At 59.8% G+C, this 23,964-nt stretch carries 17 protein-coding genes and 1 riboswitch; of the genes, 15 read left to right on the top strand and 2 right to left on the bottom strand.

Going from position 1 to position 23,964, the window contains the following annotated elements; all coding sequences use genetic code 11:
* The first annotated feature begins 68 nt into the window (after nt 1–68).
* The 5 genes from ACA070_RS23215 to ACA070_RS23195 all read left to right on the top strand — a co-directional run bounded on the left by ACA070_RS23215 (nt 69) and on the right by ACA070_RS23195 (nt 4,585).
* The gene (locus ACA070_RS23215; RefSeq protein ID WP_497448490.1) at nt 69–758 is read left to right on the top strand and encodes an ABC transporter permease; all 690 of its coding nucleotides are present in this window, start codon (nt 69–71) and stop codon (nt 756–758) included.
* Entirely contained in the window at nt 755–1,453 is a 699-nt protein-coding gene (locus tag ACA070_RS23210) for an ABC transporter permease (RefSeq protein WP_283181347.1), read from the top strand. Before ACA070_RS23215 ends, ACA070_RS23210 begins: the two co-directional genes overlap by 4 nt.
* 1 nt (nt 1,454) lies before the next feature.
* Entirely contained in the window at nt 1,455–2,567 is a 1,113-nt protein-coding gene (locus tag ACA070_RS23205; protein WP_497448489.1) for a M14 family metallopeptidase, read from the top strand.
* 27 nt (nt 2,568–2,594) lie between these two features.
* Nucleotides 2,595–3,359, top strand: a complete 765-nt coding sequence (locus ACA070_RS23200; protein ID WP_109634103.1) for an ABC transporter ATP-binding protein — start codon at nt 2,595–2,597, stop codon at nt 3,357–3,359.
* 245 nt (nt 3,360–3,604) lie between these two features.
* Nucleotides 3,605–4,585 (top strand): GlxA family transcriptional regulator, encoded by a 981-nt coding sequence (locus ACA070_RS23195; RefSeq protein WP_497448488.1) that lies wholly within the window; start codon nt 3,605–3,607, stop codon nt 4,583–4,585.
* 1 nt (nt 4,586) lies between these two features.
* On the opposite strand, the gene ACA070_RS23190 is transcribed toward ACA070_RS23195, so the two are convergent.
* A complete protein-coding gene (locus ACA070_RS23190; RefSeq protein ID WP_497448487.1) occupies nt 4,587–9,446 on the bottom strand; it encodes a dermonecrotic toxin domain-containing protein in 4,860 nt (1,619 codons plus the stop codon).
* Nucleotides 9,447–9,732: 286 nt separating this feature from the next.
* Between ACA070_RS23190 and ACA070_RS23185 the strand changes: the two genes are divergently transcribed.
* The 7 genes from ACA070_RS23185 (at nt 9,733) to astE (ending at nt 17,615) form a co-directional block, all read left to right on the top strand.
* Complete coding sequence (locus tag ACA070_RS23185; RefSeq protein WP_497448486.1) at nt 9,733–10,953, top strand: aspartate aminotransferase family protein; 1,221 nt, start codon at nt 9,733–9,735, stop codon at nt 10,951–10,953.
* A 228-nt stretch (nt 10,954–11,181) separates the two neighbouring features.
* Entirely contained in the window at nt 11,182–12,201 is a 1,020-nt protein-coding gene (aruF, locus tag ACA070_RS23180) for an arginine/ornithine succinyltransferase subunit alpha (RefSeq protein WP_462028298.1), read from the top strand.
* A gap of 84 nt (nt 12,202–12,285) precedes the next feature.
* Nucleotides 12,286–13,311: an arginine N-succinyltransferase gene (astA, locus tag ACA070_RS23175; protein WP_219097186.1), complete on the top strand. Its 1,026-nt coding sequence runs from the start codon at nt 12,286–12,288 to the stop codon at nt 13,309–13,311.
* Nucleotides 13,308–14,777 (top strand): succinylglutamate-semialdehyde dehydrogenase, encoded by a 1,470-nt coding sequence (gene astD / locus ACA070_RS23170; RefSeq protein ID WP_497452010.1) that lies wholly within the window; start codon nt 13,308–13,310, stop codon nt 14,775–14,777. The genes astA and astD overlap by 4 nt, the downstream gene beginning before the upstream one ends.
* Nucleotides 14,778–14,938: 161 nt before the next feature.
* Nucleotides 14,939–16,285, top strand: coding sequence for an N-succinylarginine dihydrolase (gene astB / locus ACA070_RS23165; protein WP_497448485.1), 1,347 nt, complete (start codon nt 14,939–14,941; stop codon nt 16,283–16,285).
* Nucleotides 16,286–16,304: 19 nt separating this feature from the next.
* Nucleotides 16,305–16,592, top strand: coding sequence for a hypothetical protein (locus tag ACA070_RS23160; RefSeq protein WP_033056735.1), 288 nt, complete (start codon nt 16,305–16,307; stop codon nt 16,590–16,592).
* A 12-nt stretch (nt 16,593–16,604) separates the two neighbouring features.
* Entirely contained in the window at nt 16,605–17,615 is a 1,011-nt protein-coding gene (gene astE / locus ACA070_RS23155; protein ID WP_497448484.1) for a succinylglutamate desuccinylase, read from the top strand.
* Nucleotides 17,616–17,735: 120 nt separating this feature from the next.
* Here astE and ACA070_RS23150 read toward each other — a convergent pair whose 3' ends face one another.
* Nucleotides 17,736–18,245, bottom strand: a complete 510-nt coding sequence (locus tag ACA070_RS23150) for a 6,7-dimethyl-8-ribityllumazine synthase (protein ID WP_497448483.1) — start codon at nt 18,243–18,245, stop codon at nt 17,736–17,738.
* Between the two features lie 102 nt (nt 18,246–18,347).
* A riboswitch (FMN riboswitch) is annotated at nt 18,348–18,519 on the bottom strand.
* Nucleotides 18,520–18,715: 196 nt separating this feature from the next.
* Between ACA070_RS23150 and ltaE the strand changes: the two genes are divergently transcribed.
* From ltaE to ACA070_RS23135, 3 genes are all read left to right on the top strand, one after another.
* Nucleotides 18,716–19,720 (top strand): low-specificity L-threonine aldolase, encoded by a 1,005-nt coding sequence (gene ltaE / locus ACA070_RS23145; RefSeq protein ID WP_497448482.1) that lies wholly within the window; start codon nt 18,716–18,718, stop codon nt 19,718–19,720.
* 146 nt (nt 19,721–19,866) lie between these two features.
* Nucleotides 19,867–22,485, top strand: coding sequence for an alanine--tRNA ligase (gene alaS / locus ACA070_RS23140; RefSeq protein WP_497448481.1), 2,619 nt, complete (start codon nt 19,867–19,869; stop codon nt 22,483–22,485).
* A gap of 91 nt (nt 22,486–22,576) precedes the next feature.
* On the top strand, nt 22,577–23,818 hold the full coding sequence (locus tag ACA070_RS23135; RefSeq protein ID WP_008033100.1) for an aspartate kinase: 1,242 nt from the start codon (nt 22,577–22,579) through the stop codon (nt 23,816–23,818).
* Nucleotides 23,819–23,964 lie beyond the last annotated feature (146 nt).

The raw sequence follows: 23,964 nt of genomic DNA, 5'->3' as shown, positions 1-23,964 counted from the left end.
ATGGCGCAAGCAACAGGATCTCTGAGGTTTGCGCCATTTTTTCATCCCCACATTCGAGGACCTGAATCATGTTGAAAGGCTACGGGGCTGTCATCCTCGATGGCGCATGGCTGACGCTTCAGCTCGCCTTGTCGTCCATGGTCCTGGCCATCCTTCTGGGTCTGATCGGCGTTGCATTGCGTCTGTCGCCGGTTCGCTGGCTGGCCTGGCTGGGCGACCTGTATTCCACGGTGATCCGCGGTATTCCCGACCTGGTACTGATCCTGCTGATTTTCTACGGCGGTCAGGACCTGCTCAACCGCGTGGCGCCGATGCTCGGTTTTGACGACTACATCGACCTGAACCCATTGGCCGCCGGTATCGGCACCCTGGGCTTCATCTTCGGTGCGTACCTGTCGGAAACCTTCCGCGGCGCCTTCATGGCGATCCCCAAAGGTCAGGCAGAAGCCGGCATGGCGTACGGCATGAGCAGTTTTCAGGTGTTCTTCCGGGTGTTGGTGCCGCAGATGATTCGCCTGGCGATTCCGGGCTTTACCAACAACTGGCTGGTACTGACCAAGGCTACCGCGCTGATTTCGGTGGTGGGTCTGCAAGACATGATGTTCAAGGCCAAGCAGGCGGCAGACGCCACCCGCGAGCCTTTCACCTTCTTCCTCGCAGTGGCCGCGATGTATCTGGTGATCACCAGTGTCTCGTTGCTGATTCTGCGTCAACTTGAGAAGCGCTACTCGGTAGGCGTAAGGGCGGCTGATCTATGATCTTCGACTACAACGTCATTTGGGAGGCCTTGCCGCTGTACTTCGGCGGCTTGGTGACTACCCTCAAATTGCTCGCGCTGTCGCTGTTTTTCGGTCTGCTGGCGGCCCTGCCGCTGGGGCTGATGCGCGTCTCGAAGAATGCCGTGGTCAACATGTCGGCCTGGCTCTTCACTTACGTGATTCGTGGCACGCCGATGCTGGTGCAGCTATTTTTGATCTACTACGGTCTGGCGCAATTCGAAGCCGTACGTGAAAGCTTCCTGTGGCCATGGCTGTCCAGCGCGACGTTCTGTGCGTGCCTGGCCTTCGCCATCAACACCAGCGCCTACACCGCTGAAATCATCGCCGGCAGCCTGCGCGCCACGCCGAACGGTGAGATCGAAGCGGCCAAGGCGATGGGCATGTCGCGCTACAAAATGTACAAGCGCATCCTGTTGCCGTCGGCCCTGCGCCGGGCGCTGCCGCAGTACAGCAACGAAGTGATCATGATGCTGCAGACCACCAGTCTGGCGTCCATCGTGACCCTGATCGACATCACCGGCGCCGCGCGCACGGTCAACGCTCAGTTCTACTTGCCGTTCGAAGCGTACATCACGGCGGGTGTGTTCTACCTGTGCCTGACCTTCATTCTGGTGAAGCTGTTCAAACTGGCCGAGCGCCGCTGGCTGGGCTATCTGGCCCCGCGGAAGCACTGATATGGAACGCATCGATCATTCATTGCCGTGGAACCATTTGGGCAGCGAACGCCAGATTTCGGTGTTCCGCTTCGGTAGTGGCGAGCGCAAGGCCTATATCCAGGCCAGCCTGCACGCCGATGAATTGCCGGGGATGCGCACGGCCTGGGAGCTGAAAAAGCGCCTGGCCGAACTCGAAGCCCAAGGCTTGCTCAACGGTGTGATCGAACTGGTGCCGGTGGCCAATCCACTGGGCCTGGGTCAATTGCTTCAGGGCAGCCATCAAGGGCGTTTCGAAGCGGGCAGCGGCAAGAATTTCAACCGGGACTTCGTCGAGCTGAGCGCGCCAGTGGCCGCCGAGCTCGAAGGGCACCTGGGCGATGATCCTCACGCCAATATCCGTTTGATCCGCCAGGCCATGAGCGATCACCTGGCGGCATTGCCAGAGGCGAGCAGCCAGTTGCAAGGCATGCAGCGCATTTTGCTCAGCCACGCTTGCACCGCCGACGTCGTGCTTGATCTGCATTGCGACGCAGAAGCGGCGCTGCACATGTACGCCTTGCCGCAACACTGGCCGCAATGGCGTTCGCTCGCTGCGCACCTGAATGTGAAAGTGGGATTGCTGGCGGAAGATTCCGGCGGCAGTTCCTTCGACGAAGCCTGTTCGCTGCCGTGGCTGCGCCTGTCCCGTCAGTTCCCGGACGCGCAGATTCCACTGGCCTGTCTGGCGACTACCATTGAGTTAGGTGGTCAGGCTGATACCGGTCGCGCAGAGGCAGAGGCTTACGCCGAAGGCATTCTCGCGTTCCTCGCCGAGCAAGGCTTGATCAGCGGCGAATGGCCAAAACCTGCGCAGGACGCCTGCGAAGGCATGCCGTTCGAAGGCACTGAGTTGCTGTTCGCGCCGCATCCGGGCGTGATCAGTTTCCTGCGTAAACCCGGCGAGTGGATCGAAGCCGGCGACGAGATTTTCGAAGTGATCGATCCGTTATCGGATCGGGTCAGCACGGTGTGTGCTGGTACGTCCGGGGTGCTGTTTGCCATTGAACGGCTGCGTTATGCCCAACCCGGTTTCTGGCTGGCCAAGGTGGCGGGGCGCGAAGCGCTGCGTCACGGGCGCTTGCTCAACGACTGACTGACTGTTTTTGTGAGAACCGACCGCATGTACAAACTTGAAGTCCAAGACCTGCATAAACGCTATGGCAGTCACGAAGTGCTCAAGGGCGTGTCCCTGAAAGCGGCGGCTGGCGATGTGATCAGCATCATCGGCTCCAGTGGCTCCGGCAAAAGTACTTTCCTGCGCTGCATCAACCTGCTCGAGCAGCCGCACGCGGGCCGTATTCTGCTCAACAACGAAGAGCTGAAACTGGTGGCGAACAAGGACGGCGCGATGAAAGCGGCCGACCCGAAACAGCTGCAACGCATGCGTTCGCGCCTGTCGATGGTGTTCCAGCATTTCAACCTGTGGTCGCACATGACCGCGCTGGAAAACATCATGGAAGCACCGGTTCACGTGCTGGGCATGTCCAAGGCTGAAGCTCGCGAGAAAGCCGAGCACTACCTGAACAAGGTTGGCGTGGCGCATCGCAAAGACGCTTACCCGGGCCACATGTCCGGCGGCGAGCAGCAGCGCGTAGCGATTGCCCGTGCACTCGCGATGGAACCTGAAGTGATGCTGTTCGACGAACCGACCTCGGCACTCGACCCGGAACTGGTCGGCGACGTGCTGAAAGTCATGCAGGCCCTGGCGCTGGAAGGCCGGACCATGGTCGTGGTGACGCACGAGATGGGCTTCGCCCGTGAAGTGTCGAACCAGCTGGTGTTCCTGCACAAAGGTGTCGTCGAAGAAAGCGGCAACCCGCGTGAAGTGCTGGTCAATCCACAATCTGAGCGTTTGCAACAATTCCTCTCGGGCAGCCTGAAGTAAACCGAACTCCCGTTGCGCACCGGGATAGTGCATGCTTCGCAACCTAAAGGCTGGCCCGGATCCCTGTGGGAGCTGGCCTGCCAGCGATAGCGGTGGGCCAGTTTGCATCTCTGGCACAGACACGCCGCCATCGCTGGCAGGCCAGCTCCCACAGTTTGATCTCCATCGGTTTTAAGATTTGTGTTCATTTCCGGGCTAGCATTGGCCCATGCCTTCATCACTGTTTTCGTTTCGGATTGCCCGCCATGACTGCCCATCGAATTGGTTTCCTGATTTGGCCCAGCACTAAAGCACTGACGCTTGCGCTGGCTGAGGAGGCCTTGCGTGTTGCCCAGCGTGTGCATCCGGACGTGGTCTACGAATTGTCGTTCTTGCAGGCCGAACCGCCGACCGAAGGCGCCTGGCAATTGCCGGGTGAGCCGTGGGCCGGCAAGCTCGAAAACTTCCAGAAAATGTTCCTGCTCGCCGATGAGCCGCCGACCACGCTTGCGCCGGCGCTCAGCAGTTCGCTGAAGCAGCTGGTGCGCGCCGGTTGTGTGATCGGCGGTTTGTCTGCCGGTGTCTACCCGTTGGCGCAGCTTGGTTTGCTCGATGGTTACCGCGCGGCCGTGCATTGGCGTTGGCAGGACGATTTCGCCGAACGTTTCCCCAAAGTCATCGCCACCAGCCATCTGTTCGATTGGGATCGCGATCGCCTGACCGCGTGTGGCGGCCTGTCGGTACTCGATCTGTTGCTGGCGGTGCTGGCCCGTGATCACGGCGCCGAACTGGCCGGCGCTGTGTCGGAAGAACTGGTGGTCGAGCGCATCCGCGAGGGTGGCGAACGCCAGCGCATTCCATTGCAGAACCGCTTGGGCTCCAGTCATCCGAAGCTCACCCAGGCGGTGTTGCTGATGGAAGCCAACATCGAAGAACCGCTGACCACCGACGAAATCGCCCAGCACGTGTGCGTGTCCCGTCGACAGCTGGAGCGGATCTTCAAGCAATACCTCAACCGCGTACCGAGCCAGTACTACCTGGAACTGCGCCTGAACAAGGCCCGGCAGATGTTGATGCAAACCAGCAAGTCGATCATCCAGATCGGCCTGTCCTGTGGCTTCTCCTCGGGGCCGCATTTTTCCAGCGCCTACCGCAACTTCTTCGGCGCCACGCCGCGGGAAGATCGCAACCAGCGGCGCAGCAGCAGTCCATTCGAGTTGTCGTCGGTGCCGTCCGAGCGCGGCTGAGTTACTCGTCGATCTCGGAACCCTCAGAAGTGGAAACCTGGATTTCACCTCGGTTGATCACCTCTTCCACGCCAAAATCCGCACGGGTCAGTTCGAAGTAGCTGACCAGCCGCGCGAGGCTTTCCTCCGAAAACGGGTTGCCTTTCAAGGTGATGTTTTCAGCCACTTCCACCGGCAATTCCAGCAGGTCGCTGGGCACTTCGGTAATCGCATTCATGCTCAGGTCTACCCAGTCCAGATCCGTCAGCTGAAGCAGGCCATCAGGTATTTCAGTGATGCCGGTGTCGTTGAGCAGCACGGTCGCCAAGTCTGGCATCTGACTAAGATCAGGCGTGCGCCCCAGCGGGTTGAAACCCAGGTCGAGGTAATGAAGCTCTTCCATTCCTGCCAATGCGCTTGCCGTCTCTGCTGACAAGCTGACCCGGCAATCGGGAAGCGACAATGAGTGCAGGCGCCCCATCTTGAACACCGCGTCGGGAATGTTGCCGAGGTCACAGCCGCGCAGCCTCAGGCTTTTGAGGTTGTGAAAGGACTCGAGGAAGCGCCCGATGCGCGTTGCGCCATCGGCACTGTGGACCTCCAGGGCGGAAACATGACTGAAGTCCGCATTCAAGGCCGGTAGTTCTCCATTGATAGTCGGGCGAACAGTGAGCTCGAAAGTCGGCTCAAGCGATTCATTGAAATCATCCAGTTCGGACTCGCGCTGCCAGCATTTCTCAAGCCCCTGCTTGAGTTCGTCACGGTTGGCTTGCTCGGCAAACAGTTGGTCGGCGCTGAACGGTTCACCTGTCACAGGGTGTCGGTCCGGAACGTCGGCAGTCCAGGCAGACAGATCGTTTTTAAGTTGGGTGAGCTCTTCCTCAAGACGGGTCAGGTAGGTGCGGCCATCCTCCAAAGTCCCCGGCAATTCGTAGACAAACTCGCTCGCCTGTTCGGCTTCCATACCGGGGTACAGCGCTTTGACGCGATAGATATCTGCCTCGGGGGCATAGAAACCCATGTCGTAAGCGGTCTCGAAGTGGTGTTGCTTGATCAATTCTTGTGCCCTGATCGAAAGCGGGTTGTGCGTCAGGTGTACGCCACGCTTGTCGTACAGCGAGCTTTCGAATAACCCGGCAGGCAACTCGCTGATGCGGTTATTCATCAGCAGGAGGGTTTCGAGCTTCGGGTGTTGCAGAACGCTGGCCGGAATCTCTGTCAGGTGAGTGTCGCTCAGGTCCAGGTGCGCCAGTTCGCTCATCGTGTCGATGCGGGGCAGGGTTTCAAACGGATTTTTGTACAGGTCCAGCATGGCCAGTTTTTTCAATGACGTCAGCTTCGACCACGTAGCCGCGTCGACCTTGATGCCGCAATCGCTTAACACCAAGGCGTGAAGGTCTGGCATTTGGCTGACGGCGTCGGGGAGGGTGGTCAGCGAGAAGCGCCGTAATTCCAGGCGGCGTAGCCCGCTGAAGCCCTGTAGAAACGCAGGAATTCCCTGCGCGCTACGGGTGCCTTCCAGGGACAGCAGCGACACATGGCTGAAATCGGCATTCAGTGGCGGCAAGTCACCGACGATCGGCTCTGCAAACCTGAGCACATACTGAGTGACCCCATCCGGTGTGTCGAAGTCCTGATCCGACTGGCGCCTCCAGCTGCGCTGGATTTCCCGGGCGAGCAAGCGGCGATTGTTTCTCTCGGCTGTTTGTTCCAACTCGCTGAGCGGGAGCCGGGTTTCAGGATGAACAGTCGGTGATTGTTTGACCCAGGCGCGCAGATCCTGATGCAGTCGGGCCAGTTCCCTGTTCAAGCGTGAAAGTTCTACGCGAGCGCCATCCGGGTGAAGTTGCAACGCCTGAACAAAGGACTGCATTTCCTCCTCAGGCAGGTTGGGGTAAACCTCGCGAACCCGGTCGTTGAGCGTAGGTGCCTCAAGGTGGACTTGATTGTAGCCTTCCGTGCCACCGGGCAGGCGCATGGTGGTTGGGTCGTAGAACGGTTTTCGACGGGGATTTTTTGCGAACAGCGTGCGTAATGCCGGTTGCTCCAGCGCGTGTTCGGCGATGTGCTGTTTAAGCGCCCCGGCGTCAGCGATCGCCGGGTTCAGCTTATTGCGCTGTGCATCCGGCAGCGCCTGGAACAGGGCGTGATAAAAATCACCGGGCGCCGACTCATTGGCTGGGTGAACCTGGTAAGTCCCGTCTTCGAGGCGAACCAGTGTTTTCATAATCGGCGCATCGGGCTCGCCAATGCTGTCGCGCAAGGTTCCCGTGGCCGAGTAATCCCTCACTTCGATACGCAGCCCGGCTGGCAAATCGGGCAGAGAGTTCAGGCTTTGCAAGGCCAGTCGATGGGTGTCGGTGGTGTCCAGCGCTTCGGAATAAAAGCCTTCACAGGCTCGGGTGGCGCGCACGGCCTCCATGGCTTTCAGTGCCGCGTCCTTGAGCCGCTGGGGCGTGCGGCCGTTGTGCAGCTGCTTTAATTCAGTGCCAGACGCATTGCTCACCAGTTCCTGGGCGATATCGGTGGGTAACCCCTGCACGTCGTCGATAAGTCGCTGAACGTGCGGATCATCGGTTTTTTCCTCTGCGCGATAGCGCATATCGAACAGCGATTTTTGGTGGTTCCGGGCGAGTTCGGCACTCTGTTGCCTGAAGGCTGGCGTCTGGGCTTCCGGCGTCGGCATCGGGGTGTCGACAGGCCAGTCGCCGTAGCCGCTCAGCAGTTGATGTTGCAGGGAAACATCAGCCTTTCGATAGCGCTCGGGTTGATCGCTGCCGATTTGTTCGATAAAGGTTTTGATGTCCCGATTGATCCGGAAGCGTTTGATCGTGTCGGTCAGCAGCGACGGCGGTCGATAATGCTCGACATGCATTTCGCGCACGGCATTGTCGTGGTAACCGCTGACCCGCAGGATCTGTTCGCGCTCGGCGCCGCTGAACGACTCGACGCTTTGGCCAAGACGACGCATGACCGTTTCCCGATCCCAGCTCAGCGGTTGCTCCAGCTCGGTGTGCCAGGCGCCGTGGTTGTTATGCAGCAGCGACGGCTGATACGCATCGGCACGGGTCGGGTGCTCAATCTGAAACGCGCCCGATTTGCCATCGGGTTTCACGGCATACAGTTTTCCTTCAAGCGGCAGCAGCATTTTGCCCCCGTGGTGATAGAGGCCCTGCTGATCGGGTTTCGCGCCTTCGGGTAGCGTCTGCGCTTGTTCGTAAGGCGTGAGATCCGGCTTCCAGTAGCGGGTTTTTCCTTCCGGCGTTGCGACGGGTTTGAGCGGGTCGACCAGCGCGACAGCTTCGCGCGAGAGCAGACGGCTGAAGGCGCCGGCAGCGATCGCACCGCCCACCGCGAATGTGCCCACCTGAACCACGGTCTCAACGAAGCTGATCAGATGCCCGAACGCTTCTGTTTTCAACCCTTCGGCCAACTCCACAATGCCTTCGAAGGTTTCGTCGAGTAACTGGTAGGCCATATAACCCAGCATCAATTCGCCGAGAAACGGGACGAACGGCAATGCCACGAACGTTGTGATTTCAAGGAGCGTTGAGGCCACTTTGCTGAAGGCATCCCACAAGGCCCATCGCGCGTTTCGGTCGGCAGAGGCGGTGGAGACGGCAAGCGTGCTGGCATCGTTGATGATCTTGTTCAGTTGTCGCTGATAGAGATGATTCCACAGGTTCGCGCTGAACGGCGTGGTCGAAAACCGCAGATTGGGCCGGTCGATGGGCGTTTCGCGCCAGCTCGGCAGTGGGTCGCCACGCTTGTGTTGATGCCAGGTCACGCTCTGGAGACGGCGGTTGAGATCAGCGAAGAAGTGGCCCCTTTCCTTGTGTTCGACGAAGCGGCTGAAGAACGTCTGGTAGGCAGGCGCGCGCAGCTTGCGGGTCAGCTCGGTCATGAACGCCAGGGTGTTCGGGTATTCCTTGAGCGGATGCTCTGGATCGTCGGGAATGTAGGCAATGATCCGTGTTCCCTTGCGTGCGCGCTCCAGGCTCGCAGCGAAAATCACGATCCCGGTCAGAGAGGAGGACATTATCGTCAGGTCATGACCGTACAGCGGTTGACCACCCAGTTGCGCCCCCGAACGCCCTTCCAGAAGGCGCAGGATCGAGAGATAGGCATCTTCTGGAATATCCTTGCGGATTTGAGCCATTTGCAGCGCAGCCTTGAGTGCGGCCTTGTGTGAGCTGATCACCTTCGGTTTCAACACCGCAGCGGCCACCGGGTTGGTCAGCCCCAGATTGTCTTTGAGGTACGTGCGGTACTTGGCACCGATATCCAGTTCCCGGCACAGCCGCACAAAGGCCGCGACGCCAAGTTTCTGTTTGACTGTCGGCAGCGTATCGAACTGCCCCGTGGGCGACGGTTCAGTAATAAAGGTCGAGGCGGGCTCGTAAGCGTCAACCGCTGCCTCCGATTCCTGAAAGTTATGCAGGGCGGCGTCGAGCAGCGACACGGTCCAGGTGCGCGCAGCACCGGTCTTGATCCCGAACCAGGGCACGGTTTGCGGAATGTACAGGCGCAGGAAAGTGGTTTTAACGTCCAGTTCCAGATCAAACCGGGTTTTCAGGGCCGCTTTTAGAAGCGGTTCGGCAAAGGCTTGTGCGCTTTGCAGCTTCGACAGTGTTGAATCCAGCCGATTGCGATGGGTCCAGTGTTCCTGGCTGAGCTTTTTCAGCGACTGGTGCTGCAGGGGCGTCGCGGTGCCATGCCAGCCCGGCGCGGCAAGCGTGGCGTTTTTCAAGGCGTCGCGTGTATTGGACGATGCTTCTAATACCCAGGTCGGCAGATTGTTGAAGAGGTGATGGTAGTGATCGTCCGGTTGCGTGACGTATTCACTGCCGTCGGCAGTAGAAGAGTTTTCGAGGCGACTCATGCGCTATTCCCTTAGCGTTTGGATGAGTCGCCAGCAAAACAGACAATGATTCGTTCCGTGCGGTACATATTTACCGCACGGTTCCACAAGCCTGCCTATAACCTGTGCCGGCGGTTTAAACTGCGCCTTTGCGACCCTATATGTCGCATTGCCGTAAACCCGGGAAAAACCGGGGTTTGCGCTATAAGAAGTTGTCGCTTGGCGGCAAGGCCGGGCTGAAAACTGTCCTTACAATCCCCCCATCGCTCGCCAGTTTCCGGCGAGTGTTCCTCATCAGGAGACTCCGATGTCCGTTGAGCACGCTGCGGTAGAACGCGCCGATTTCGACCAGGTAATGGTTCCCAACTACGCGCCTGCCGCATTCATTCCTGTGCGTGGTGCCGGTTCCCGTGTCTGGGACCAGTCTGGCCGCGAGCTGATCGACTTCGCTGGCGGGATTGCCGTTAACGTATTGGGCCATGCGCATCCGGCGCTGGTCGGTGCCTTGACCGAGCAGGCGAACAAGCTGTGGCACGTGTCCAACGTGTTCACCAATGAGCCGGCCTTGCGCCTGGCGCATAAGCTGATCGATGCCACCTTTGCCGAGCGCGCTTTCTTCTGCAACTCCGGCGCCGAAGCCAACGAGGCCGCCTTCAAGCTGGCCCGTCGCGTCGGTTTCGATCGGTTCGGCAGCGAGAAGTACGAAATCATCGCCGCGCTCAACAGCTTCCACGGTCGTACCTTGTTCACCGTGAACGTTGGTGGCCAGTCGAAGTATTCCGATGGCTTCGGTCCGAAGATCACCGGTATCTCCCACGTGCCGTACAACGATCTGGCCGCTTTGAAAGCTGCCATTTCCGACAAGACCTGTGCCGTGGTGCTGGAGCCGATTCAGGGCGAGAGCGGCGTCATCCCGGCCGAACTTGAGTACCTGCAAGGCGCCCGCGACCTGTGCACCGCGCATAACGCGCTGCTGATCTTCGACGAAGTGCAGACTGGCATGGGCCGCACCGGTCATCTGTTCGCCTACCAGCATTACGGCGTGGTTCCGGACATCCTGACCAGCGCCAAGAGCCTGGGCGGCGGTTTCCCGATCGCGGCGATGCTGACCACCGAAGACCTGGCTAAACATCTGGTCGTCGGCACCCACGGCACCACTTACGGCGGCAACCCGCTGGCGTGCGCTGTCGCTGAAGCCGTGATCGACGTGATCAACACCCCTGAAGTGCTGGCCGGCGTCAATGCCAAGCACGACAAGTTCAAGGCTCGTCTGGAGCAGATCGGCGAGAAATACGCGATCTTCACCAAGGTCCGCGGTATGGGCCTGCTGATTGGTTGTGTGCTGAGCGATGCCTGGAAAGGCAAGGCCAAAGACATCTTCAACGCCGCCGAGCGTGAAGGCCTGATGATTCTGCAAGCCGGCCCGGACGTGGTGCGTTTCGCGCCAAGCCTGGTAGTTGAAGACGCAGACATCGATGCCGGTCTCGACCGTTTCGAACGCGCCGTGGCCAAGCTGACGCAAGCCTGATAGACCCTTCGGCGCCTGGCATTTCAGGCGTCGATCCAAATTTTTGTTTCGGGCTGGATCAAAAGTGTGGGAGCTAGCTTGCTAGCGATGAGGGCCTGATAGCCAACATCAATGTTGCCTGACAGGACGATATCGCTAGCAGGCTAGCTCCCACAGTTGACTCTGAGTTGAATCAGGGATGGCCCGGGATTTTTTCTTCTGTAAGTTCTGAGATTAAGGAGTGACACCATGCTGGTGATGCGCCCCGCGCAAATGGCTGATCTGGGCGAGGTACAGCGTCTGGCTGCGGACAGCCCTATTGGTGTCACTTCCTTGCCGGATGACGTTGAACGCCTGAGCGACAAGATCGCCGCAAGCGAAGCCTCGTTTTCCGCTGAAGTCAGCTTCAACGGTGAAGAGAGCTACTTCTTCGTCCTCGAAGACTCGGCCACCGGAAAATTGGTCGGTTGCTCGGCCATCGTTGCCTCCGCCGGTTATTCCGAGCCGTTCTACAGCTTTCGTAATGAAACCTTCGTGCACGCCTCCCGCGAGCTGAAGATTCATAACAAGATTCACGTGCTCTCGCAGTGCCACGACCTGACTGGCAACAGCTTGCTGACCAGTTTCTACGTGCAGCGTGAACTGGTGGGTTCGCCTTGGGCCGAACTCAATTCCCGTGGTCGTCTGCTGTTCGTCGCCAGCCATCCGGAGCGTTTTGCCGATTCCGTGGTGACCGAGATCGTCGGTTACAGCGACGAAAATGGCGATTCGCCGTTCTGGGACGCGATCGGTCGCAACTTCTTCGACCTCAACTACGCCGCTGCCGAGCGTCTGTGCGGCCTGAAGAGCCGGACGTTCCTCGCTGAACTGATGCCGCATTACCCGATCTACGTGCCTTTGCTGCCGGACTCCGCGCAAGAAGCGATGGGCCAGGTGCACCCACGGGCGCAGATTACCTTCGACATCCTGATGCGCGAAGGCTTCGAGACCGATCACTACATCGACATTTTTGACGGTGGCCCGACGTTGCATGCCCGCGTCTCGGGGATCCGTTCGATTGCCCAGAGCCGCGTAGTGCCGGTGAAAATTGGCGAGGCGGTCAAAGGTGCCGGTCGTCAGTACCTGGTGGCCAACGCCCAGTTGCAGGATTACCGCGCCGTGTTGCTCGAGCTCGATTACGCGCCGGGCAAACCCGTGACCCTGGATCTTGAAGCGGCCGAAGCCCTGGGCGTCGGTGAAGGTGCCAGCGTGCGCCTGGTGGCGGTTTAACGACTGCTTTGAATGCTGGATAGAAATGTCTGGAAAGCAGCGAAGTTTCACGGGTGGCGTCAGCGGCCCGTTTGAGGAGATAGCATGATCGTTCGTCCCGTACGCAGCAGCGATTTACCCGCTCTGATCGACCTGGCCCGCAGCACCGGCACCGGCCTGACCACTTTGCCGGCCAACGAAGAGCGTCTGGCCCATCGTGTCGGCTGGGCCGAGAAGACCTTCCGCGGCGAAGCCGGGCGGGGCGATGCGGACTACCTGTTCGTGCTCGAAGACGATGACGGCCGCGTGGTGGGCATTTCCGCCATTGCCGGCGCCGTCGGCCTGCGTGAGCCTTGGTACAACTTCCGGGTTGGCCTGACCGTCAGCGCCTCGCAAGAGCTGAACATCTATCGCGAGATCCCGACGCTGTTCCTGGCCAACGACCTGACCGGCAACTCCGAATTGTGCTCGCTGTTCCTGCACGCCGATTACCGCACGGGCCTCAACGGCCGCATGCTGGCGAAGGCGCGGATGCTGTTCATCGCCGAGTTCTCGCAGCTGTTTGGCAACAAGATCATTGCCGAGATGCGCGGCGTGTCCGACGAAGCCGGGCGCTCGCCATTCTGGGAAAGCCTGGGCCGTCACTTCTTCAAGATGGAATTCAGCCAGGCCGACTACCTGACGGGCGTGGGCAACAAGGCGTTCATCGCCGAACTGATGCCGAAATTCCCGCTGTACACCTGCTTCCTGTCGCCGGACGCGCGCAACGTCATCGGTCAAGTCCACCCGGACACCGAGCCGGCGCTGGCCATGCTCAAGAGCGAAGGTTTCAGCTACCAAGGCTATGTCGACATCTTCGACGCCGGCCCTGCGGTCGAGTGCGAAACCGGCAAGATCCGCGCCGTGCGCGACAGTCAGGCGCTGGTACTGGCCATCGGCACGCCGGGTGATGACGCCACACCGTTCCTGATTCACAACCGCAAGCGCGAAGACTGCCGGATCACTGCCGCACCCGCACGCTTCGCCGCCGGCACGTTGGTCGTCGATCCGCTGACCGCCAAACGTCTTCAACTCAACGCCGGCGATCAAGTGCGCGCCGTTCCGTTGTCTGCTGCCAGGGAGTCGAAATAATGAATTCGCTATACATCGCAGGTGAATGGCTGGCCGGTCAGGGCGAAGCGTTCCAGTCGCTGAACCCGGTAACCCAGCAAGTGCTGTGGACCGGCGAAGGCGCGACCACCGCTCAGGTCGAGTCGGCCGTGCAGGCTGCACGTCAGGCGTTCCCGGGCTGGGCCCGCCGTACCCTGGAAGAACGCATCGCTGTGCTTGAAGCCTTTGCCGCCGCGCTGAAGAACCACGCTGACGAACTGGCCCGCACCATTGGTGAGGAAACCGGTAAACCGTTGTGGGAAGCGGCGACCGAAGTGACCAGCATGGTCAACAAGATTGCGATCTCGGTGCAGAGCTACCGCGAGCGTACCGGCGAGAAGAGCGGCCCGCTGGGCGACGCCACCGCCGTGCTGCGCCACAAGCCACACGGCGTGGTGGCGGTATTTGGACCTTACAACTTCCCAGGGCACTTGCCGAACGGTCACATCGTGCCGGCACTGCTGGCCGGTAACAGCGTGCTGTTCAAGCCCAGCGAACTGACCCCGAAAGTCGCCGAGCTGACGGTTAAATGCTGGATCGAAGCCGGCCTGCCGGCAGGCGTGTTGAACCTGCTGCAAGGCGCTCGCGAAACCGGTATCGCCCTGGCGGCGAACCCGGGTATCGACGGTTTGTTCTTCACCGGTTCCAGCCGCACCGGCAATCACCTGCATCAGCAATTCGCCGGTCGCCCGGACAAGATCCTCGCGTTGGAGATGGGCGGTAACAACCCACTGGTGGTTGATCAGGTCGCAGACCTCGATGCTGCCGTTTACACCATCATCCAGTCGGCATTCATTTCCGCCGGCCAACGCTGCACCTGTGCCCGTCGCTTGCTGGTGCCGCAGGGCGCCTGGGGCGACACGCTGCTGGCGCGTCTGGTGGCGGTCAGTGCGACGATTGAAGTCGGTGCGTTTGATCAACAACCGGCGCCGTTCATGGGCTCGGTGATTTCCCTCGGCGCGGCAAAAGCGCTGATGGATGCGCAAGAACATCTGCTGGCCAATGGCGCCGTGGCGCTGCTGGAAATGACTCAGCCTCAGGCACAAGCCGCGTTGCTGACCCCGGGCATTCTGGACGTGACGGCAGTCGCCGATCGTCCTGACGAAGAGCTGTTCGGTCCGCTGCTGCAAGTGATCCGCTACGCTGATTTTGAAGCGGCGATCGCTGAAGCCAACGACACCGACTATGGCCTCGCGGCCGGGCTGCTGTCGGATTCCGAAGCGCGTTATCAGCAGTTCTGGCTGGAAAGCCGTGCCGGCATCGTCAACTGGAACAAGCAACTGACCGGTGCTGCGAGCAGCGCGCCATTCGGCGGCGTCGGCGCCTCGGGCAACCACCGCGCCAGCGCCTACTACGCCGCCGATTACTGCGCGTACCCGGTGGCCTCGCTGGAAACGCCGAGCCTGGTGATGCCTGCATCGCTTACGCCTGGCGTGAAGATGACGTGATGCCCATCGCCAGCAGGCTGGCTCCCACAGGTTCGGTGGTGTTCACACATTTTGTGTACGACCCAATCACTGTGGGAGCCAGCCTGCTGGCGATGGCCGCGACGCGGTCTTACTGAATAGTTACTGAAGCCATAACAACAGATTCTCGTGGAGCCTCGCTGATGAAATCCTATGAAGTCAATTTTGACGGTCTAGTGGGGCCGACCCATAACTACGGCGGTTTGTCCTACGGCAACGTCGCGTCCCAGAGCAACAGCCAGCAGTCTTCGAACCCGAAGGAAGCCGCGCTGCAAGGCCTGGCGAAAATGAAAGCGCTGATGGAAATGGGCTTTCAGCAAGGCATTCTGGCACCCCAGGAACGTCCTGACGTAGCAGCCCTGCGCCGCTTGGGTTTCAGCGGCACCGACGCGCAAGTGATCGAACAAGCCGCCAAAGACGCGATGCCATTGCTGGTCGCCAGTTGCTCGGCATCGAGCATGTGGGTGGCCAACGCCGCCACAGTCAGCCCAAGCGCCGACACGGCCGACGGTCGCGTGCATTTCACCGCCGCCAACCTCAACTGCAAATACCACCGCAGCATCGAACACCCGACCACCAGCCGCGTGCTGGGGGCGATGTTCGCTGACCAGAAGCACTTCGCTCACCACGCCGCTTTGCCGGCAGTGGCACAGTTCGGCGATGAAGGCGCAGCCAACCACACCCGTTTCTGCCGTGAATACGGTGAAGCCGGCGTCGAGTTCTTCGTGTTCGGTCGCAGTGCGTTCGACACCCGCTACCCGGCGCCTCAGAAGTACCCGGCGCGCCAGACCCTCGAAGCCTCGCAAGCCGTAGCTCGCCTGCACGGCTTGAGCGATGACGGCGTGGTCTACGCCCAGCAGAACCCTTCGGTGATCGATCAGGGCGTGTTCCATAACGACGTGATTGCGGTGGGTAACGGCGAGGTGCTGTTCTATCACGAGGACGCGTTCCTCGACACCGAGCAGATGCTCGCTGAACTGCAGGGCAAACTCGCAAAATTCGGTGGGAAATTTCAGTCAATCTGCGTACCGCGTTCCGCCGTCACCGTCGAAGACGCCGTTCGTTCCTACCTGTTCAACAGCCAACTGCTGACCCGTCCTGACGGTTCGATGCTGTTGATCGTGCCGGAAGAGTGCCGTGGCAACGAGCGCGTCTGGCAGTACCTGCAGGGCCTGACCAGCTCCGGCGGCCTGATCCGCGAAGTGAAGGTTTTCGACCTGAAGCAAAGCATGCAGAACGGCGGTGGCCCGGCGTGCCTGCGGTTACGTGTCGCACTGAATGAAACCGAACTGGCGGCGGTCAACCCAGGGGTTATCATGACGGCACCGTTGTACGGCACGTTGACCGAATGGGTCGACAAGCACTACCGCGACCGCATGACCGAAAACGATCTAGCGGACCCGCAATTGCTGCTTGAGTGCCGGACGGCACTGGATGAACTGACGCAAATCCTTAAACTGGGCGCGGTTTATCCATTCCAGATCAATTGAACGTCGAGAGCGTAAAAACATGAGCGATACCCTGCAGCTGATCCTTGAAGACACCGACGGCACGCAACTGGAAACTTCCTGCACCCGCGTCGCGGTCATGTGGCAAGGCAAAGAGCTGTGGATCCAGCAGGACGGCCGCGGCCAGCTGCTGATCGGCGTGGACGTTGAAGAAGGTGACGCTGAATACGCAAACCTGCTGCTGCGCCCATTGGCGACTAATCTGGTAAGTCTGCAACTGGAAATGGAACCGGCTGAAGTCGGCGACGAAGACCACGTGCACGGCCCGGATTGCGCACACGACCACTAAGGAAACCGCTCTATGCTCGCCCTCGGCAAACTGCTTGAACTGACCCTCGCCGGCCGCGAACCGGCGGAGAAGACTCAACTGACTGTCGAAGGCGTGCGCATGCGCTGGTTGAGCGAAGGTGCGCTGGAAGTCCGGCCACCTGAAGCGCGTGACAACGGCCTGGACCTGCTGCTATCAGCCGGTATCCATGGCAACGAAACAGCGCCGATCGAGCTGCTCGATCGCCTGTTGCATGACATCGCCCGCGGCGACTTGAAGCCGCGCGCACGTATTCTGTTCCTGTTCGGTAACCCGGAAGCGATACGCAAAGGCGAGCGCTTCATCGAGCAGGACGTCAATCGGCTGTTCAACGGCCGTCACGAACAAACCAGTGGCTCGGAATCCCTGCGCGCTTGTGAGCTTGAGCGACTGGCGGCAAGTTTCTTCAGCCTGCCTGACCGCGGCCGCCTGCACTACGACCTGCACACCGCGATACGTGGCTCGAAAATCGAGCAGTTCGCGTTGTATCCCTGGAAAGAAGGGCGCCAGCATTCACGCTTGGAGCTGGCCCGTTTGCGTGCTGCCGGCATGGAAGCGGTGCTGTTGCAGAACAAGCCGTCGATCGTTTTCAGTTCCTACACCTACGACAAGCTGGGTGCCGAGTCTTTTACCCTTGAACTGGGCAAGGCGCGGCCGTTTGGGCAGAACGACGGGGTTAACGTCTCGCTGCTTGAAACCCGTCTCAAACAGATCATCGAAGGCAACGAGCCAGCGGTGACTGATGAAGGTCTGGACGGTTTGCAGTTGTTTAGCGTGGCGCGGGAAATCATCAAGCACAGCGATAGCTTTCGCCTGAACCTGCCGGCGGATATCGAGAACTTTTCGGAATTGGACGTGGGTTACGTGCTGGCCGAAGACATCGCCCAGACCCGCTGGATCATCGAAGAGAAGGGCGCCCGGATCATCTTCCCGAACCCCAAGGTGAAGAATGGCCTGCGCGCCGGCATCCTGATCGTGCCCGCCACCGACGAAAACCTGGCCTGAATCCAACACATACCAATGTGGGAGCTAGCCTGCTAGCGATTGCAATGTGTCAGTCACCCTAGTTGTCGACTGATACTCCGCTATCGCCAGCAGGCTAGCTCCCACAGTTATGTCCGGTGTTTAGACCGCTACCGCACGAGGCTCGCTACGGCGCAACGCCCGCATCTTGTGCAGCGTATCCGCACAGGTCTTCGCCGCTTCCTGGCCTTTATGCACGAAATGCTCGAAGAAGAACTTCTGATGCTCTTCGCCGGCATGGAAGTGGTGCGGGGTCAAAACCACCGAGAACACTGGCACTTCGGTTTCCAGCTGAACCTGCATCAGGCCGCTGATCACCGACTGGGCGACGAATTCGTGACGGTAGATGCCGCCGTCGACCACCAGGCCTGCGGCAACAATGCCGGCATAACGGCCGGACTTGGCCAGCAGCTTGGCGTGCAACGGAATTTCAAAGGCGCCGCCGACTTCGAAGAAATCGATGTCGGATTCCTGATAACCCTGGGCAATCATCTCGGCGACAAAGCCTTTACGGCTCTGATCAACGATTTCCTTGTGCCAGCAGGCCTGGATGAACGCAACGCGCTCGCCCTGATGGTGTTTGCTTTTGCTATCGATTGCGGTGGGTTGCATGTTCTGACTCCTGTTTATGAAAAAAACAGGGCATATGAATCGAATGGGATTTAAGGGTACGCACGCTCGCACGAATGCCCGCGGACGGCCCTTTGGCGCCAATCCCGTTCTCTCTTCATCCGGACTATGACCGTCGGCCCCGGGATCACACCGGGTCTGCTGACCTTGCCGCCAGACACCACCAAAGCGGGGTCTGTCACCAAGCGCTCGCGGGCTATGCGCATTGCGCGCAATTACCGCCGGTGGGGAGTTGCACCCCGCCCTGAGAACGTTTTGCCGCCAGAATGTTTGGCGGCGAAGCGTTTTTAACACATATTTCCGAGCCGTGCATTGCTGCGAACTGATGATTGCTATCGACTTTTTCGCTCGCTCGACAAGTCTTTTCCTGCGTCCGGGGTTGATTAATCGTCGTCATGACCGCAGTAATTCCTACCTGAAAGGGATTTTCCCTGCTTACCGAGGCCAGATTCATGAGCGTTATCGATCTTCGCAGCGACACCGTTACCCAACCGACCGCCGGGATGCTCGACGCGATGGCCAGTGCGGCCACCGGTGACGACGTCTATGGCGAGGATCCGACGGTCAATCGACTGGAAGCCGAGCTTGCGAATCAGTTGGGTTTTGCCGCTGCGTTGTTTGTGCCGACAGGCACCATGAGCAACCTGCTGGGCCTGATGGCTCACTGCGAGCGCGGTGAGGAATACATCGTTGGCCAGCAGGCGCACACCTATAAATACGAAGGGGGTGGCGCGGCGGTGCTCGGTTCGATCCAGCCACAACCGCTGGAAGTGCAGGCCGACGGCTCGTTGGACCTGGCGCAGGTTGCCGCCGCGATCAAACCGGACGACTTCCATTTCGCCCGTACGCGGTTGCTGGCGCTGGAAAACACCATGCAAGGCAAAGTCCTGCCGCTGGAGTATCTCGCCCGGGCGCGCAGCTTCACCCGTGAGCATGGGCTGGCCCTGCACCTGGACGGTGCCCGGCTCTACAACGCGGCCGTCAAGTTGGGTGTTGATGCCCGCGAGATCACTCAGCACTTCGATTCGGTCTCGGTCTGCCTGTCCAAAGGCCTGGGCGCGCCGATCGGTTCGGTGTTGTGCGGCTCGGAGGCGTTGATCGGCAAGGCGCGTCGCCTGCGCAAAATGGTCGGTGGCGGCATGCGTCAGGCAGGTCTTTTGGCGGCGGCGGGGCTCTATGCGCTGGATAACAACGTTCAGCGTCTGGCCGACGATCACGCCAATGCGCAATTTCTGGCCGACGGACTGCAAAAGGCCGGTTACGAAGTAGAACCGGTGCAGACCAACATGGTGTATGTGCAAATGGGCGACAAGGCCGAGGCGATCAAGGCCTTTGCAGCCGAGCGGGGCATTAAGCTGAGCGCTGCCGGGCGTCTGCGAATGGTCACGCACATGGACGTCAGCCGCGCTCAAATCGAGCAGGTCGTCGCGACATTCGTCGAGTTTTCACGCAACTGACAGCGTTAGCCGTCCAATTGACTGTTTCTATCGTATAAACACGCTGTACCCCGCGCGCTGGGCCGATATAATGCGGCCCTTTGCCGTCGCTTCGTCTGTTGACGTTTCGCACAGGCCTTTGGCCGCAGCCTCCGTGGAAGAACATAATGAAAAGCGCAGAAATCCGTGAAGCCTTCCTTCGCTTCTTCGAAGAGCAAGGCCACACCCGTGTAGCCTCCAGCTCTTTGATTCCGGGCAACGACCCAACCCTGCTGTTCACTAACGCGGGGATGAACCAGTTCAAGGACTGCTTCCTGGGCCAGGAAAAACGTGCGTACACCCGTGCGACCAGCAGCCAGAAATGCGTGCGTGCCGGTGGCAAGAACAGTGACTTGGAAAACGTCGGTTATACCGCTCGTCACCACACCTTCTTTGAAATGCTCGGTAACTTCAGCTTCGGTGACTATTTCAAGCACGACGCGATTACCTTCGCCTGGACCTTCCTGACCGGCGTTCTGAAACTGCCGAAGGAAAAACTCTGGGTCACTGTCTACGCCTCGGACGACGAAGCGTATGACATCTGGACCCAGCAAATCGGTGTGCCAGCCGAGCGCATGATCCGTATCGGCGACAACAAAGGCGCACCTTACGCGTCCGACAACTTCTGGACCATGGGCGATACCGGCCCATGCGGCCCATGCACCGAGATTTTCTACGATCACGGCGACCACATCTGGGGCGGCCCACCGGGCTCGCCGGAAGAAGACGGCGACCGTTATATCGAGATCTGGAACAACGTGTTCATGCAGTTCAACCGCACCGCCGACGGCGTGTTGCATCCGTTACCAGCGCCGTCGGTGGATACCGGTATGGGCCTGGAGCGGATCAGTGCGGTGATGCAGCACGTCAACTCCAACTATGACATCGACCTTTTCAAGAACCTGCTGAGCGCATCGGCCGCGGCAATCGGCTGCGAAAATGGCGATCAGTCTTCGCTGAAAGTTGTGTCCGACCACATCCGTTCGTGCGGTTTCCTGATTGCCGACGGCGTGTTGCCGTCCAACGAAGGCCGCGGCTACGTATTGCGTCGGATCATTCGTCGCGCTTGCCGCCACGGCAACAAGCTGGGCGCAGCCGGCAGTTTCTTCTACAAAATCGTCGCGGCACTGGTCGCCGAGATGGGCGAAGCGTTCCCGGAACTCAAGAAGCAGCAGAGCAACATCGAGCGCGTGCTCAAGGCCGAAGAAGAGCAGTTCTCCAAGACTTTGGAGCACGGCCTGAAGATTCTCGAGCAGGACCTGCTGGAACTCAAAGGCACCGTGGTGCCGGGCGACGTGGTGTTCAAACTCTACGACACCTACGGTTTCCCGATGGACCTGACCGCGGACATCGCCCGTGAGCGCAACCTGACCGTCGACGAAGCCGGTTTCGAGCGTGAGATGGAAGCCCAGCGTGTTCGCGCGCGTTCGGCCAGCTCGTTCGGTCTGGACTACAACACGCTGGTCAAGGTTGACGTGGCCACCGAGTTCACCGGCTACAAGGCCACCAGCGGTTCGGCGAAAATTGTCGCCATCTATAAAGAAGGCCAGTCGGTCGACGTATTGAGTGAAGGTGAAGAAGGTGTGGTCGTTCTCGATCAGACGCCGTTCTACGCTGAATCCGGCGGCCAGATCGGCGATTGCGGTTATCTGCAATCGAGTAACGGCCGTTTCGACGTGCGCGACACCACCAAGACCGGCGGCGCGTTCCTGCACCACGGCGTGTTGGCGTTGGGTAGCCTGACCATCGGTTCTCCGGTTGAAACCCACGTTGAAGCCGACGTGCGCCATGCGACCTCGCTGAACCACTCGGCGACGCACTTGCTGCACGCCGCATTGCGCCAGGTGCTGGGCGAACACGTACAGCAGAAAGGCTCGTTGGTTGACAGTCAGCGCCTGCGCTTCGACTTCAGCCACTTCGAAGCCATCAAGCCTGAGCAACTGAAGGCCCTGGAAGACATCGTCAACGCCGAGATTCGCAAGAACTCCGCCGTTGAAACCGAAGAAACCGACATCGAAACCGCCAAGCAAAAAGGCGCCATGGCGCTGTTTGGCGAGAAATACGGCGACAACGTGCGCGTGCTGAGCATGGGCGGTGATTTCTCCGTCGAGCTGTGCGGTGGCATCCACGCCAACCGTACCGGCGACATCGGCCTGCTGAAAATCATCAGCGAAGGCGGTGTGGCCTCTGGTGTGCGTCGTATCGAGGCAGTCACCGGTGCCGCGGCACTGGCTTACTTGAACGCTGCAGAAGAACAACTCAAGGAAGCGGCCAACCTGGTCAAGGGCAGCCGCGACAACCTGATCGACAAGCTGTCGGCTGTGCTGGAGCGCAACCGTCTGCTGGAGAAGCAACTCGAGCAGTTGCAGGCCAAGGCTGCCAGCGCGGCGGGCGACGATCTGTCGGCTTCCGCCCTGGACGTCAAAGGCGTGAAAGTGCTGGCCGTGCGTCTGGACGGTCAGGACGGCAAGGCGCTGCTGGCGCTGGTCGATCAGCTGAAAAACAAACTCGGCCGCGCAGTGATCCTGCTCGGCAGTGTCCATGAGGAAAAGGTCGTTCTGGTTGCAGGCGTAACCAAAGACCTGACTGGCCAACTCAAAGCCGGTGATTTGATGAAGCAAGCCGCTGCGGCAGTGGGCGGGAAGGGCGGTGGTCGTCCAGACATGGCGCAAGGCGGTGGTACTGACGCTGGAGCACTGGATGCGGCACTGGCCCTGACTGTTCCATTTGTAGAGCAGGGTCTATAAGGCAGAGTGTCCGGCTCGCAGTCTAGTGGTGGGCCAGAACGCTGTTTGAGTGATTATTTGGGCGCCCTTCATGGGCAGAGGCGGCTTTGAAATGGCTTTGATCGTACAGAAATTTGGAGGCACCTCAGTCGGCACTGTCGAGAGAATCGAGCAGGTCGCCGACAAGGTTAAGAAATTCCGCGATGCCGGCGACGACCTGGTGGTTGTCCTGTCTGCAATGAGCGGCGAAACCAACCGTCTGATCGATCTGGCCAAGCAAATCAGTGGCGACGGCCAACCGGTTCCGCGTGAGCTGGATGTGATCGTTTCCACAGGCGAGCAGGTGACGATTGCACTGTTGGCCATGGCGCTGATCAAGCGTGGCGTGCCAGCGGTGTCGTACACCGGCAACCAGGTGCGGATTCTGACGGACAGCGCGCACAATAAAGCGCGTATCTTGCAGATTGATGACCAGAAGATTCGCGGTGATCTGAAGGCCGGTCGTGTGGTGGTTGTCGCCGGTTTCCAGGGCGTCGACGAGCACGGCAACATCACTACCCTCGGTCGTGGCGGTTCCGACACCACCGGCGTGGCGCTGGCAGCAGCCTTGAAGGCTGACGAATGCCAGATCTACACCGATGTCGATGGCGTCTATACCACCGACCCGCGTGTGGTGTCCGTGGCCCAGCGCCTGGACAAGATTACCTTTGAAGAGATGCTGGAAATGGCCAGCCTCGGTTCCAAGGTGTTGCAGATCCGTGCGGTGGAATTCGCCGGCAAGTACAACGTTCCGCTGCGCGTACTGCACAGCTTCAAGGAGGGTCCGGGCACCCTCATTACTATTGATGAAGAGGAAACCATGGAACAGCCGATCATTTCCGGCATCGCTTTCAATCGCGATGAAGCCAAGCTGACCATCCGTGGCGTGCCAGACACCCCGGGCGTTGCATTCAAGATTCTCGGCCCGATCAGTGCCGCGAACATCGAAGTCGACATGATCGTGCAGAACGTCGCGCACGATAACACCACCGACTTCACCTTCACCGTGCACCGCAATGACTTCCAGGCCGCACAAACCGTGCTGGAAAACACCGCTCGCGAGATCGGTGCCCGTGAAGTAGTGGGTGACATCAAGATCGCCAAGGTCTCGATCGTCGGCGTCGGCATGCGTTCCCACGCAGGCGTGGCCAGCCGCATGTTCGAATCCCTGGCGAAAGAAAGCATCAACATCCAGATGATCTCGACGTCGGAGATCAAAGTCTCCGTTGTGATCGAAGAGAAGTATCTGGAACTGGCTGTGCGCGCTCTGCACACGGCTTTCGAACTGGACGCACCGGCCCGCACAGGCGAGTGATGCGTTTGCCAAAGGGCGCGGTCTGACCGCGCCCTTTGTCTTTTTTGAATAGCGCGACCCAGGAACTGTTCTTTTGCTCGCGCTGGTCAATACTCAGGCATGTAGGGCTGCGATCGTTCCGGTTGTAGGTCGAGTGCCTTTTTTTT

The organism is Pseudomonas sp. LBUM1678 (assembly GCF_059695575.1).
The sequence above is the reverse complement of the archived record's forward strand: the minus strand, read 5'-3'. Positions and strand labels throughout refer to the sequence as shown.